Below are 13,777 nucleotides of genomic sequence, written 5' to 3' on the forward strand. Positions count from 1 at the left end.
ATGACGACACAACAGAGCGAATCCCAGTTCGTAACGTTCAGCCTCGGTGAGGAAGCGTTTGCGGTTCCCGTCGAGGTGGTTCGGGAAATCCTGGATCATGAGGACGCCTTCAAGATCCCCAATGGACCCGACTATCTGCTGGGGCTGCGCAATGTGCGCGGCCAGGCGGTTCCCACCATCGATCTCCGGCTGAAGCTCGGCCTCAGCCGCACGGTGGCGACGCCACACACCCGCGTTCTCGTGCTCGACGTGCCCCTGAACGACCGTATGTTGACCCTCGGTCTGGTGGCTGACCGCGTCCATGAGGTCACGCCGTTCCGCACCGCCCAGATCGAGCAGGCGCCTGATATCGGCATCCGCTGGAACTCGGATTACATCGCCGGCGTGGTGCGCAAGGAAACGGGCTTCGTGGTGGTGATAGATCTGGCCCGGCTTCTGTCATCGGACGACACCGCTTTTCTTTCCCAGAGAAATGTCGCCGCCTGACGTTAGTGTGAATGCGTGGAGTAACCGGAATGCAGACCGCCCCTCGTATTGCTGCGCCATCGGAAGACGGCATCAGCAAACGGAATTTCGAACGGCTGGCCGCCTATATCTACAATTATAGCGGCATCAAGATGCCGCCGAGCAAACAGACGATGCTGGAGGGACGCCTGCGGCGACGGCTGCGCGCCACCGGCCACACCAGTTTCGAGCATTATTGCAACTATCTCTTCAGCCAGGGGGGATTGGAGAAGGAATCGATCTTCCTGATCGATGCGGTCACGACCAACAAGACTGATTTCTTTCGTGAGCCCAATCACTTCCATTATATGACACAGCGCGCGCTGCCCGCTCTCCTGCAAGCGGGCGTCAAGCGCCTGAGAGTTTGGAGCTCAGCCTGCTCTGTAGGAGCCGAACCCTATACGATCGCCATGGTGCTCGACGACATGTTTGGCGATCGTCCCGATATCGCCTGGAACGTCCTGGCCACGGACTTGTCGACCGAAGTGCTACAAACCGCACGCCGCGGCATTTACGCCCAGGATATCGTCGATCCCGTGCCCGCGGACATGCGCAGGCGCTATGTGATGACCGCGATCGCCCGCGACCGTCGTGAGGTGCGCATCACGCCCAAGCTGCGTTCCAAGGTAGGCTTTGCCCGGTTGAACCTGATGGATGACGCCTATCCGGTCGGGGATCCCATGCATATGATCTTCTGCCGCAATGTCATGATCTATTTCGACAAGCCAACGCAGGAAAAAGTCCTGACCCGGCTTTGCGACTGCCTGGAGCCAGGCGGTTATTTGTTTATCGGCCATTCTGAAACGATCAGCGGCTTCGATCTGCCCCTGAAAACCGTCGCGAATACAGTTTTCCAGAAAGTATGATTATGAAAAAGAAGGTGCGCGTCCTCATCATCGACGATTCCGCCAGTGTCCGACAGACACTGACCAGCATCTTCGAGGAAGACCCGGATTTCGAAGTCATCGGGGCCGCGCAGGACCCGTTCGTCGCGGCGCGACGGCTGCGCGAGGATATTCCCGATGTCATCACGCTCGATGTCGAAATGCCGCAAATGGACGGCATCACTTTTCTGCGCAAACTGATGAGCCAGCATCCGCTGCCGGTGGTCATGTGCTCGTCACTCACCGAGGCCGGGTCCCAGACGCTGTTGCAAGCCATGGAGGCCGGCGCGGTCGATGTCATCCTGAAGCCCAAGATCGGCGCCGCCGACCATCTCGCGGAAACCGCAGACCATATCCGCGCCGTCGTCAAGGGCGCGGCCCGGGCGCGGATCGGCAATCACAGGCGTTTCCGCTCGGCTTCGGCCCCGGCCTCGCTCAATCCTCAGGAAAAACTGACGGCGGACGCCGTGCTCCCTCCCCCGACGGGCAAGGCGATGGCTAAGACGACCGAAATGGTGGTCTGCGTCGGCGCCTCCACCGGCGGCACCGAGGCGCTGCGCGAAATGCTGGAGAAACTGCCGGCCAATGCGCCAGGCATGGTGATCGTCCAGCATATGCCCGAAAAATTCACCGCCGCCTTCGCAAGCCGGCTGAATTCACTCTGCGAAGTCGAGGTCAAGGAAGCCGCCGATGGCGATCCGGTGCTGCGCGGCCATGTGCTGATCGCCCCCGGCGGGCTGCACACCATGCTGGAGCGCCGTGGGGCGCGTTATCAGGTGTCTGTCCGCAACGGACCGCTTGTGTCGCGCCACAGGCCCTCGGTGGACGTGCTGTTCCGCTCGGCCGCCCGCAACGCCGGCGCCAACGCCATGGGCGTAATCATGACCGGCATGGGCGACGACGGCGCGCGCGGCATGGAAGAGATGCACAATGCCGGCGCCTTTACGGTGGCTCAGGACGAGGCGACGTCGGTGGTGTTCGGCATGCCGAAGGAAGCCATCGGACGCGGCGGCGTCGACCGCATCTCGCCGCTCGAAAACATCGCCCGCGAGATCATGGCGGCGCAGGGGCGGTTCTGAAACCGCCCCGCCTGTCTCAAGCCGGTTTCGGCGTCAGGCGCGCGCCGCCCGGCCGCGCGATCAGGAAAACGCTCATGGCGGCGACGAGGCACATGCCGCCGGCGATCTGCAGCGCCGGCATATAGGATTCGTAGTCGGTGCGCAGAGCGCCGGCGCCCAAAGCGGCTGTCGCCGCGCCGAGCTGGTGACCCGCGAAAATCCAGCCGAAAACGATATTGGATTTTTCCCGGCCGAAATTCTCCGCCGACAACCTGACCGTCGGCGGGACCGTCGCCACCCAGTCCAGCCCATAGAATGCGGCAAACAACGTCAGCGAATAGATGTCGAAGCCCGACAGCGACAGATAGATCAACGACAAGCCGCGCAGGCTGTAGAACCAGAACAGCAGCCATCTGTTGTCGTAGCGGTCCGACAGCCAGCCCGATAGCAACGTCCCGCCGAAATCGAAGATGCCGATCATCGCAAGCAGGCTGGCGGCAGTCACCGCAGGCATCATGAAATCGCCGCAGATCGAAATCCAATGCGTCTGGATCAGGCCATTGGTGCTCAGCCCACAGACGAAAAACGTGAAGAACAGCACCAGAAACACCGGATTGGCGCGCACGTCCCACAAGGTCTTGACCGGCAGCGCCAACAGTTCCAGCAAACGTCTGTCTTGAGCCGGCGGCGGCGCAATCTTGTCGTCGCCATAGGGCGCCAACCCGACATCGGCGGGGTAATCGCGCAGGATCGCCAAAACCAGAACCATGGCCAAGACAAGGGCTGCCACCACCACCATCAGCGCCGGCCGCCAGCCGATCTGTTCGGTGAGATAGGCGAGCAACGGCAAAAACACCAGCTGGCCGGTCGCCGTGGAGACGGTCATCATCGCCACCACCACGCCCCTGCGGGCCGAGAACCAGCGGGTGGCCACCGTGGCGCCGAGGACCAGCGCCGTCATGCCCGTACCCACGCCGATCACCACGCCCCACAGCAACAGCAATTGCCAGAGCTCGGTCATGAAGAAAGAGCCGACCAGGCCCGAGGAAATCATCAACAGCGCCGTCACCACCACCTTGCGGATGCCGAACTGGTTCATGAAAGCGGCGGCGAAGGGACCGAACAGGCCAAACAGCGCGAGCCGCACCGCCATCGCCGTGGAAATCTCGGCATTCGTCCAGCCGAATTCCGTCTGCAGCGGACCGATCAGCACGCCCGCAGAACCCATGGCGCCGGCGGTGGAAAGCATGGTGAGAAAGGTGACCCCGGCCACCGCCCAGCCATAATGGATATTGCGGGCCTGTAACCAGGCTGCGAGCGCGCGCGACGCCAAGGGTGCCTCCGATCCAGCCCGCGGGCCGTGTCCCAACTTCTGTGACCTGGCATAGCCCCAAGCCCACAGGGCGACAATCCTGGCTCCGGTCAAATCTTCTGATATCAGCTGTCAGCGACGTGAATGGACGCGCGGACGCCCGTTACCAGAGGTCGTCGCCAGACGTCCATTTGCCGAGTTCCAACTTGGCGAGGTCGGTCAGGTCATATTCCTTGATAACGTAATCGCCGTCGCTGTCTTGCTTGCCGTTTCCGACCAATAGGGTCTCGATGCGGTATTTCGCGCCTTCAAAGAAATAGGAGAAGGATGTGTATTGGCGATTGCCATCGACACGCACCAGCAGATCAGAGCCATCCCGGAGAAATTCGAGTTCGTCCAGTTCGGCGAGCGTGCTGTCGGAAGAGCCGGTCGTCGCATGAAATTCGATTTCGTCGTCGCCGCCCGCAGTGTCGAAGATCCAGGCCCGGCTTTCCGGATTTTCGATGACATAGATGTCCGATCCGTTCTTGTCGGTGATCTCAGGGCGCGAACGCGATCCGAGAATGTGGAATTCATCAGAGCCGGAATTATCTGAAATAATGTCGTTGCCGGTTTGCGTGTTGTAGGTGTCGTTTCCCGCGCCGCCTTTCATCACGTCGGCGCCGGCGCCGCCAAACAGTGCGTCGTTTCCGATGCCGCCGATCAGCGTATCGACCCCATCGCCTCCCGACAGATAGTCGTCGCCGTCCTCGCCCCAGAGACGATCAGCGCCCTTGTCCCCAATAAGGATATCGTTGTCGTCGTCACCCCAGATCCGATCGTCTCCATTCTCTCCATACAGAAAGTCTGCGCCAGAACCGCCATCCAGACGATCCGCGCCGGCTCGACCATACAACTTGTCGGCGCCAGCCCCGCCGATGATCTCATCGGCCTGCGATCCACCTGTGAGCGTATCGTCGTCGCCCGTTCCAGTCTGTTTGGCCATGTCCACAATCCCTCAACGCTGCCCAAGGCGACATAGGCCTGCTTGCAAACGAGCCGTCGCTGATCCTTTTTTAGTTGTACGCCATGGCGGGAGCAACGAAAGCGAGCCCGCCGAACCGGAGCGAGGCTTGCCACGCAAGCTCCGGGAAAGGCTGCGCCCGCCGACCCTTGAAAAATCCCACCTGTTCCCTAAATAGACACGACAGCGTAGTCGGATGTCCCACACTGTCCTGAACACCGTGAGATTCACGTCTTTGCACGATTTTTGCGCCGAAATGCTTGACGTGACACAAAATAGCAGGAATCACCGTCTCAGGCAGACATCATGAACAAGACACCGAGCAGGACGCGGCCAGACGGGAAAATGATCGCAAACCGAGCCAACCGCCGGAAATCTAAGGCGGATCTCGATGCGGTTAATCGCCCGTTAAACCGTGATCCTGTTAGCTCGTAGCTGCTGATTCGCGTTGCGGCCTGCAATGCGGGTCGAACATTGTGCGGCAGCGCGAAGTTTAAGGCTTAATGCGTCAGAGAGAGCAATAGACTATGGCAACCAAGGTCAAAGAAAACGAAGAAGCGGAATCTGAACGCGACGCAGCGCCGGATGGTCCTCTTCTCGATCTTTCCGATGACGCCGTCAAGAAGATGATCAAAGCCGCCAAGAAGCGCGGTTATGTCACCATGGACGAGCTGAACGCCGTGTTGCCCTCCGAGGAAGTGACCTCCGAGCAGATCGAGGACACGATGGCGATGCTGTCCGACATGGGCATCAACGTCGTCGAGGACGAAGACATCGAGGAGCAGGCGCAGGAAGACGACGGCGAAGCCGAGTCCGATGGCGAATCCGAGGGCGGCGAAATCGCACCTGCCGCCGGCACCGCCGTGGCCACGGCCAAGAAGCGCGAGCCCACCGACCGCACCGATGACCCCGTCCGCATGTATCTGCGCGAAATGGGTTCCGTCGAGCTTCTGTCGCGCGAAGGCGAAATCGCCATCGCCAAGCGCATTGAGGCCGGCCGCGAGACGATGATCCAGGGGCTGTGCGAAAGCCCCCTCACCTTCCAGGCGCTGATCATCTGGCGCGACGAACTCAACGAAGGCACCACCCTGCTGCGCGAGATCATCGATCTCGAAACCACCTATTCCGGCCCAGAGGCCAAGGCGGCGCCGCAGTTCCAGAGCCCTGAGAAGATCGAAGCTGACCGCAAGGCGGCCGAGGAAAAGGAAAAGGCCCGCAAAGCGCGCGGCGGCCCCGGCTCCGGTGACGACGACGACATTACCGATGTCGGCGAAACCATGGTGTTTGAGGAAGAGGAGGAGGACGAAGACGAGTCCAGCCTTTCGCTCGCCGCCATGGAAGCGGAACTGCGTCCGCAGGTCATGGAGACGCTGGACCAGATCGCCGAAACCTACAAGAAGCTGCGCAAGCTGCAGGACCAACAGGTGGAAGCTCGCCTCGCGGCATCCGCCACGCTGTCGCCCGCCCAGGAGCGCCGCTACAAGGAACTCAAGGACGAGCTGATCACGGCGGTCAAGTCGCTGTCGCTCAACCAGAACCGCATCGACAGCCTCGTCGAGCAGCTCTACGAGATCAACAAGCGCCTCGTGCAGAACGAAGGCAAGCTCTTGCGTCTGGCCGAGAGCTTCGGCGTCAGCCGCGACGAATTCCTCAACCAGTATATGGGCGCCGAACTCGATCCGAACTGGATGAAGTCGATCGGCAATCTCTCCGCCCGCGGCTGGAAGGAATTCTCCCGCTCGGAAAACCAGACGATCAAGGACCTGCGCCAGGAAATCCAGAACCTTGCCAGCGAAACCGGCATCTCGATCACCGAATTCCGCCGCATCGTGCAGATGGTGCAGAAGGGTGAGCGCGAAGCCCGCATCGCCAAGAAGGAGATGGTGGAAGCCAATCTTCGTCTCGTGATCTCGATCGCCAAGAAGTATACGAACCGCGGTCTGCAGTTCCTCGACCTGATCCAGGAAGGCAATATCGGCCTGATGAAGGCGGTCGACAAGTTCGAATATCGTCGCGGCTACAAGTTCTCGACCTACGCCACCTGGTGGATCCGTCAGGCGATCACCCGCTCGATCGCCGACCAGGCCCGCACGATCCGCATTCCGGTGCATATGATCGAGACGATCAACAAGATCGTCCGCACATCGCGCCAGATGCTGCATGAAATCGGCCGTGAGCCGACGCCGGAAGAACTGGCCGAAAAGCTGGCCATGCCGCTCGAAAAGGTCCGCAAGGTCCTGAAAATCGCCAAGGAGCCGATCTCGCTCGAAACGCCTGTCGGCGATGAAGAAGACAGCCATCTCGGCGACTTCATCGAAGACAAGAACGCGTTGCTCCCGATCGACGCCGCCATCCAGGCGAACTTGCGCGAAACCACCACCCGCGTGCTGGCCTCGCTCACGCCGCGCGAGGAGCGCGTGCTGCGCATGCGCTTCGGCATCGGCATGAACACCGACCACACGCTCGAAGAAGTCGGCCAGCAGTTCTCGGTCACCCGCGAACGCATCCGCCAGATCGAAGCCAAGGCGCTGCGCAAGCTGAAGCACCCGAGCCGGAGCCGGAAGCTGCGGAGCTTTTTGGATAGCTGAGATGGCGTTAGTCCGAGACTTTAAAAGAAAAGAAATGGGGCGCAATTCCCTGCATAAAGAAATTGACGCAACGTTTTCTGTTTTCGGAGACGGCGACGCCAAAGTCTTGCAAATAGATACCTACGGGTCTGAGACCCGTGAAATGCCGGGAAAAAAGAGCCAATCAATACAACTCGACCGCTTGGGAGCAGAACGTCTTTTGAAAATACTTCGAACTGAGTTCTCACTCTGAAATGAAAAACCCGGTTGGAGCGATCCAGCCGGGTTTTTCATGTGATCACACCGGCTCAGTCACCGCCCTAACCACCCTTCGCGCCGCCGGCATTGCGACGAGCAGCGTGGGAAAAGCGATCAGCCAGGAAACGCCCCAGGCGGACATCCAGTGACTGAGGAGATCGGCGCTGAGGCCGATGACCTTGAGGGTGGAGACGCCGGAGACCACGAAGGTCATCAGAAGCGAGAGAACCAGCGGCAGGAGAAGGCCCGCATAGCGGGCTGGCAGACGCGTAAACTTCATGATCATGCTTTCTTGGATCAGGATCATCATGGCGCGCCTATCATTGCCGCCCGTGCGACGATCCAGGTTGATACGCGTAGCCTGACGTCAGACGCTTACGGCCCGCCAAGCGGCGGACGATTTTCCTTAGACATTCCGAAGTCCGCTGTCCAGAGCTTGCGTTCAGCGACAATCACCCCTCCCCGCACACCTCCCGGATCGCCGCTTTCAGCATCGCCTGGTCATAGGGCTTGCCGATCACCACGGCGCGGATGAGATCATGGATCACCGATTTCGGGCGCTCGCCGGTCGCGATCACCACGGCGATATCAGGCTTTCGCGTTCTCAACCGGCGCGCCAGATCCAGCCCATGTCCATCCGGCAGGTGGAGATCGACGACCAGCAGATCGACCGACGCGTCGAAGGCCGCCTCCGCCTGGACGACCGTGCCGGCCTCCACCACCTCAAGGCCGAGATCCTCCAGCATGTCGGCGGTGGCCATGCGGATCAACGCCTCGTCGTCCACCAGAAGCGCGCGTTTGGGCCATGCCGCCGCCGCAGCAGCCGGCGCGACATCATCTGCGGGAAGCAGGGCGCGGCGTTGCGGCTCATGCGCCGCATCCAGCACCTGGCGCACCTTGCGGGCGATCTGGTCGCGTCCATAGGGTTTTGAGATGAAATCGATGCCGCTATCAAGCTTGCCGTCGTGAACGATGGAATTCTGCGTATAGCCGGAGGTGAACAGCACCGCCAGTCCTGGCAGCATCGCCTGGGCGCGGCGGGCGAGTTCGGTGCTCTTCATCGGCCCCGGCATCACCACATCGGTGAACAGCAGATCGATCGTCGCCCCGCTCTCGATGACGGCAAGGCCGCTCGCCGCATCCCGCGCGGTCAGCACGCTATAGCCGAGATCGCGCAACAGCGCGACCCCTGTTTCCCGCACCGCGTCGTCATCTTCCACCAGCAGGATGGTCTCATGGCCTCCCTGAAGCGGCGCAAGCGAAAGGGCTGACATTTCCTCCGAAGCCTCGCTGCGCGGCAGATACATGCGGATCGTCGTGCCGACGCCCACCTCGCTATAGATGCGGATATGCCCGTTGGACTGGCGCACGAAGCCATAGACCATCGACAGGCCGAGCCCTGTGCCCTTGCCTTCCGGTTTCGTCGAAAAAAACGGCTCGAACACCCTGTCGAGGATCTCTGGCGGCATGCCGGCGCCGGTGTCGGTGATGGCGAGCATGACATAATCGCCGGGCGTGATGTCGGCCCCTTGCGCATAGGACGCGTCCAGCACGGCGTTGCCGATCTCGATCGTCAATTTACCGTGGCCATCCATGGCGTCGCGCGCATTGATGGCCAGATTGAGCAGCGCCGTCTCGACATTGGTCGGATCAACGATGGTGTTCCAGAGGCCTGCCGCCACCACCGTATCGACCTCGACGCCCTCGCCGATGCTGCGCCGGATGAGCCCATCCATGTCGCGCACCATGCGGTCGAGATTGACCACCTTGGGCGCCAGCGGCTGGCGGCGACCGAAGGCCAGCAATTGCGCCGCGAGCTGTGCGCCGCGATCGGTGGCGGAAAGCGCGTTGGCCACATAGCGCGCGCCCTTTTCGTCGAGCCGCGCATGCCGGCCGAGAAGCTGGAGACTGCCGGTGATCACCTGCAGCAGATTGTTGAAATCATGGGCGATACCGCCCGCGAGATTGCCGACCGCCTCCATTTTCTGGCTTTGCCGAAGAGCCACTTCGGTCCGCTCCAGTTCTGCGGTGCGCTCATTGACACGCTGCTCCAGCGTCTCGGCGAGATATTCCAGTTGCGCCTCGGTGGTCTTCTGGTCCTCGATATCGGTGTTGGTGCCGACCCAGCGCAGGATCGCGCCATTCTCGTCCTTGCTCGGGATCGCGCGGGTGATGTGCCAGCGATAGGCGCCGTCGCGCCGTCGCAGCCGGATTTCCGCCTGGAATGGTTCGCCCGCCATCCGCGCCGCCGCCCAGGCGGCTTGCGCCCGCTGCTGGTCGTCGGGATGCAATGTGGCGCCGATCGGCCGTCCCATCATCTCGGCCAGGGACAAGCCGGAATAATCGGTGACGCGCTCGTTGCACCATTCAAGCCGGCCGTCGCGATCGGTTGTCCAGGCATGGTTGGGAATGGACTGGGCCAACGATCGGAACCGCGCCTCGCTTTCCAGCGCCGCGTCCTGGGCGAGTTTCTGCTCGGTAATATCGTGGCCCTGCACGAAGATGCCGATCGTTTCGCCGTCGTTGTCCCGGATCGGGTGATAGATGAAATCGAGATAGGCCTCGCGCCGCGCTGGGCCGGTTCCCAGAACCAACCGGGCGCCATGGGCGACAAAGGGTTGACCCGATGTGTAGACCTGATCGAGCAGGGAGATAAAGCCCTGCTCCTCGACCTCCGGCAGGGCGTCAAGCACACTTCGCCCGACGATGTCGCCACGGCCGACCACATCGAGATAGGCGGCGTTGGCCATGTCGAACACATGATCCGGGCCCAGAAGCACCGCCATGAAGCTCGGCGCCTGCTCAAACAGGCTACGCAGATAGTGCCGCTCCTCGGCCAGCGCCAGATTCTGATGCGCGACGCGATCGGCGCGGGTCAGCACGTCCGTCTCGACCTTCCAGTCGCGCGCCGCCTCCTGACGCAGGCGATGCAGTTCCGTCACGTCCACCGTATGTTGAAGAATGAAACGCAGGTCCCCCGACGGCGATTTGATCGGCTTGTGGGTGGCGCTCCAGAAACGATCCTCATAGGCGCCGTCCGGTCGGGCGATGGGATAGGGAATAAGCGCGATCGCATCCTCCTCGCCGGTCCGCACGACTTTCTCGAGCGACGCGCGCAACAGACGATGCGAGGCGGATTCTGGATCGCTCGGAAAGGCCTCGAACATATTCAGGCCGAGAATGCTCTCACGGCTGCGCATGGTGACGGCAAGATAGGCGTCGTTCATCGCGCGAATGCGAAACTCACGATCGAGGATGACATAAGGATTGGGCGCCTTGTTAAAAAGCTGCGCCAGATCGGCAACGTCCAATGTCTCGATGAAATTCATAGCGCCGGAATCCAGATGATGCGAAGGACGCGAAATCCGAAAGCAACGACCACGCGCGATCCGACGGTCGTCCTTCCTCCGGAGGCCGTCGCTTCGCGCGATGTCCCCCCATCGCGAAGCTGATACAGCGCGCATGCGCGGTGTCAACGCGCATGCGGTTTATTTTACTAATTCATACGGTTCGACTGTTTCGCGACGCCGAGCGACGCAAGACTTCGCATCGCGGCCATCCCGTTGTTCAGCCGGCCATGCTTCCCGTTTCCACGAAACGCTGATGCCATCCGAGCGCCTCGCCGAGCAACGACGGCGCATGCAGCCCATAGGAGCCAGACAGCGCGCGGGCGAAATAATCCTCGAGCGCCGGGCGAAAATCCGGATGGGCGCACCGGGCGATGATCGTTCGCGCCCTTTGCTTGGGCGACAGGCCGCGCAGATCGGCGAGCCCCTGCTCCGTCACCAGCACCTGCACGTCCTGGGAGATATGGTCGACATGCGGAACCTGCGGCACGATGGCCGAGATCTTGCCGCCCTTGGCGGTCGATGGCGTCATGAAAATCGAGAGATAGGCGTTGCGGGCGAAATCGCCGGAGCCGCCGATGCCGTTCTGGATGCGCGAGCCCATCACGCAGGTGGAATTGACATTGCCATAGATGTCGGCCTCGATCAGACCGTTCATGGCGATGCAGCCGAGACGCCGAACCAGCTCCGGATGATTGGAGATTTCCTGCGGGCGCAGGATCATCCGGTCGCGATAGCGGCCCATATCGGCGTTCAGCCGCTCGGCCGCGTCCGGGCTGAGCGAAAAGGCCGTCGCCGAGGCCATGCGCAGCTTGCCCGCGTCGATCAGGTCGAGCATGCCGTCCTGGATGACTTCGGTAAAGGCGGTCATATTCTCGAACGGCGCCGTCATCAGGCCGGAGAGAACCGCATTGGCGATATTGCCGACGCCCGATTGCAGCGGCAACAGCGAGACCGGCAGCCGGCCCTGGCGCACTTCATGGGTGAGGAACTCGATCAGATGGCCGGCGATCGCCTGCGCGGTCTCATCCGGCGGCGAGAACGGCAGGTTGCGATCCGGCGTTTCGGTCTCGACGATCGCGACGATCTTGTCGGGATCGACGCGAAAGCCGGTTTCGCCAATGCGGTCATCGGGCCTGACGAGCGGAATCGGCACCCGCGCCGGCGGCAGCGCCGTGCCGTAATAGATGTCATGCATGCCGTCGAGCGCTTCGCTTTGCCAGCTGTTGACTTCGAGGATCACCTTGTCGGCGCGGTCGAGCCAGGTCTTGTTGTTGCCGACCGAGGAGGACGGAACCAGCGAGCCATCGGGCCGCACGCCCGAGACCTCCACCACCGCCACATCGAGCCGTCCGAGAAAGCCTTCCCAGACCATCGGCGCCACCTGGCTGAGATGCATGTCGAAATAGTCGATCTCGCCGCGATTGATCTTGTCGCGGGCGATCGGATCGGAATTGTAGGGCGCGCGGAATTCGATGCCGTCGGCGCGGGCCAGCGCCCCATCGAGTTCCGGTCCTGTGGAGGCGCCTGTCAGCACCCGCACCTGAAACGGCTCTCCAGCCGCATGCGCCGCGGTCATCCGCTCGGCCAGCGCCATCGGCACGGCCTTGGGATAGCCAGAGCCGGTAAATCCGCTCATGCCGATGGTCGAGCCCGGCGCGATCATCGCCGCCGCCTTTTCCGCACTGGTGATCTTGGCCTTGAACCGGGCCGGCGCAATTCGAGTGGACGTCATTCTGGTTCCTTCGTCGCTAATATATGCGGTTGCCGCAAAGATCGATGGATAGATCCGCAACAAATGCATGACTATGCGACGAAAGCCTTATTCCCAGCGGGCTTTCCTTGATATGCGTCAAGTCGCACGCTGATGATCAGCCCGCCATGGGCCGCCCGCCACATTGAAACCGGCGTCCTCGCGCCCGCGCGCTGTCATCGAAAGCCGCTGACCGGCCCGGCCAAAACATGATCAACAAACCGTAAACCTCTTCTTCATCATCCTGAACGATAACTGAACGGCAAATTCCGAAACCATTCAGAGAACCAGAGATAAGGTCGTCTCATCGCTCGGCAAGCAAGCAAGGATCCGAGTAAAGGACCAAGGAGAGCATCAATGACCAGTTTCATCACCAAGGCGGCGCTTGCCGTTACCCTCGCGCTCGGCGCACTCGGCGCCGCAGGTCAGGCCAATGCCGGCGGCGTCGACGTGGACGTCCATATCGGCGGCCCGCGCCATTATCGTCCGCCAGTCGTCATCCGTCCGGCGCCTGTGGTGGTGATCCGCCCGGCCCCCATCGTGGTTCGACCCGCCCCGGTGGTGGTGGTCCGCCCCGGAGTGGGACGCTGCTCGCAGAACCTCGCGCTGCAGAAAGCCTATAAAAACGGTCTCAACCGCGTCTATGTCTCGCATACGGGCCCCAACCGCGTGACCGTGACCGGCAAGACGCGCGGCGTCTGGGCCAAGATGGTTTTCGCCAATGTGCGCGGCTGCCCGCGCCTGTGACCTCATAACGATCAGCAACTGATAGGCCGGTCTTCGCGCTCAACCCTGTCATCGCGCGAAGGCCGCCTAAACGCCCTCCCCGGCTTGCGCCGCGGAGGGCTTTTGTTGTGGCTTTGTATGTCAAATCCGTAAAAACGCAGTCATCCGAGCGAAGCCCATGTCAGCAGGATTCGGCGCGCGCGAAAGCAAAAGCCTTTCCGGCGAGCGCCGGATCACCGGAAACCCCAGCGTCTTGATTTGACATATGGTCTAGAGCGTGTTTCAGCTTATCCGCCTCATTCTGCCGGATCAATTTCGGTCAGGATCAAGGCTTTTGGCGAGGGCGTACCCAGATGTACGGCGGA

General features: G+C 61.6%; 11 protein-coding genes. 6 read left to right on the forward strand and 5 right to left on the reverse strand.

Going from position 1 to position 13,777, the window contains the following annotated elements; translation table 11 throughout:
• Genes M2360_RS23375 through M2360_RS23385 form a run of 3 tightly spaced genes read left to right on the forward strand, consistent with a single transcriptional unit; the run spans position 1 to position 2,467 of the window.
• On the forward strand, positions 1-486 hold the full coding sequence (locus M2360_RS23375; RefSeq protein ID WP_280777796.1) for a chemotaxis protein CheW: 486 nt from the start codon (positions 1-3) through the stop codon (positions 484-486).
• Between the two features lie 29 nt (positions 487-515).
• Positions 516-1,370 (forward strand): protein-glutamate O-methyltransferase CheR, encoded by an 855-nt coding sequence (locus M2360_RS23380; RefSeq protein WP_280777797.1) that lies wholly within the window; start codon positions 516-518, stop codon positions 1,368-1,370.
• Positions 1,371-1,372: 2 nt separating this feature from the next.
• The gene (locus tag M2360_RS23385) at positions 1,373-2,467 is read left to right on the forward strand and encodes a chemotaxis response regulator protein-glutamate methylesterase (protein ID WP_280777798.1); all 1,095 of its coding nucleotides are present in this window, start codon (positions 1,373-1,375) and stop codon (positions 2,465-2,467) included.
• 16 nt (positions 2,468-2,483) lie between these two features.
• Here M2360_RS23385 and M2360_RS23390 read toward each other — a convergent pair whose 3' ends face one another.
• The gene (locus M2360_RS23390; RefSeq protein ID WP_280777799.1) at positions 2,484-3,779 is read right to left on the reverse strand and encodes an MFS transporter; all 1,296 of its coding nucleotides are present in this window, start codon (positions 3,777-3,779) and stop codon (positions 2,484-2,486) included.
• Between the two features lie 142 nt (positions 3,780-3,921).
• A complete protein-coding gene (locus tag M2360_RS23395; RefSeq protein ID WP_280777800.1) occupies positions 3,922-4,743 on the reverse strand; it encodes a calcium-binding protein in 822 nt (273 codons plus the stop codon).
• Positions 4,744-5,288: 545 nt separating this feature from the next.
• Between M2360_RS23395 and rpoD the strand changes: the two genes are divergently transcribed.
• Complete coding sequence (gene rpoD / locus M2360_RS23400; protein WP_280777801.1) at positions 5,289-7,349, forward strand: RNA polymerase sigma factor RpoD; 2,061 nt, start codon at positions 5,289-5,291, stop codon at positions 7,347-7,349.
• Position 7,350: 1 nt separating this feature from the next.
• Positions 7,351-7,581, forward strand: coding sequence for a methionyl-tRNA formyltransferase (locus M2360_RS23405; protein ID WP_280777802.1), 231 nt, complete (start codon positions 7,351-7,353; stop codon positions 7,579-7,581).
• A gap of 45 nt (positions 7,582-7,626) precedes the next feature.
• On the opposite strand, the gene M2360_RS23410 is transcribed toward M2360_RS23405, so the two are convergent.
• From M2360_RS23410 to M2360_RS23420, 3 genes are all read right to left on the reverse strand, one after another.
• Positions 7,627-7,872 (reverse strand): DUF2798 domain-containing protein, encoded by a 246-nt coding sequence (locus M2360_RS23410; RefSeq protein WP_280777808.1) that lies wholly within the window; start codon positions 7,870-7,872, stop codon positions 7,627-7,629.
• Positions 7,873-8,038: 166 nt separating this feature from the next.
• A complete protein-coding gene (locus M2360_RS23415) occupies positions 8,039-10,915 on the reverse strand; it encodes a PAS domain-containing protein (RefSeq protein WP_280777803.1) in 2,877 nt (958 codons plus the stop codon).
• Positions 10,916-11,153: 238 nt separating this feature from the next.
• Entirely contained in the window at positions 11,154-12,668 is a 1,515-nt protein-coding gene (locus M2360_RS23420; RefSeq protein WP_280777804.1) for an acetyl-CoA hydrolase/transferase family protein, read from the reverse strand.
• A gap of 375 nt (positions 12,669-13,043) precedes the next feature.
• On the opposite strand from M2360_RS23420, the gene M2360_RS23425 reads away from it, so the two are divergent.
• On the forward strand, positions 13,044-13,433 hold the full coding sequence (locus M2360_RS23425; RefSeq protein ID WP_280777805.1) for a hypothetical protein: 390 nt from the start codon (positions 13,044-13,046) through the stop codon (positions 13,431-13,433).
• Positions 13,434-13,777 lie beyond the last annotated feature (344 nt).

This window comes from Rhizobium sp. SG_E_25_P2 (genome assembly GCF_029892285.1).
In the GTDB taxonomy this organism is placed as follows: domain Bacteria; phylum Pseudomonadota; class Alphaproteobacteria; order Rhizobiales; family Rhizobiaceae; genus Rhizobium_E.

Bases quoted from the DNA above. Each gene is read 5' to 3' on its own strand.
- M2360_RS23375 (WP_280777796.1), top strand. From the start codon at position 1: ATGACGACACAACAGAGCGAATCCCAGTTCGTAACGTTCAGCCTCGGT.
- M2360_RS23380 (WP_280777797.1), top strand. From the start codon at position 516: ATGCAGACCGCCCCTCGTATTGCTGCGCCATCGGAAGACGGCATCAGC.
- M2360_RS23385 (WP_280777798.1), top strand. From the start codon at position 1,373: ATGAAAAAGAAGGTGCGCGTCCTCATCATCGACGATTCCGCCAGTGTC.
- M2360_RS23395 (WP_280777800.1), bottom strand. From the start codon at position 4,743: ATGGCCAAACAGACTGGAACGGGCGACGACGATACGCTCACAGGTGGA.
- rpoD (WP_280777801.1), top strand. From the start codon at position 5,289: ATGGCAACCAAGGTCAAAGAAAACGAAGAAGCGGAATCTGAACGCGAC.
- M2360_RS23405 (WP_280777802.1), top strand. From the start codon at position 7,351: ATGGCGTTAGTCCGAGACTTTAAAAGAAAAGAAATGGGGCGCAATTCC.
- M2360_RS23410 (WP_280777808.1), bottom strand. From the start codon at position 7,872: ATGATCATGAAGTTTACGCGTCTGCCAGCCCGCTATGCGGGCCTTCTC.
- M2360_RS23415 (WP_280777803.1), bottom strand. From the start codon at position 10,915: ATGAATTTCATCGAGACATTGGACGTTGCCGATCTGGCGCAGCTTTTT.
- M2360_RS23420 (WP_280777804.1), bottom strand. From the start codon at position 12,668: ATGACGTCCACTCGAATTGCGCCGGCCCGGTTCAAGGCCAAGATCACC.
- M2360_RS23425 (WP_280777805.1), top strand. From the start codon at position 13,044: ATGACCAGTTTCATCACCAAGGCGGCGCTTGCCGTTACCCTCGCGCTC.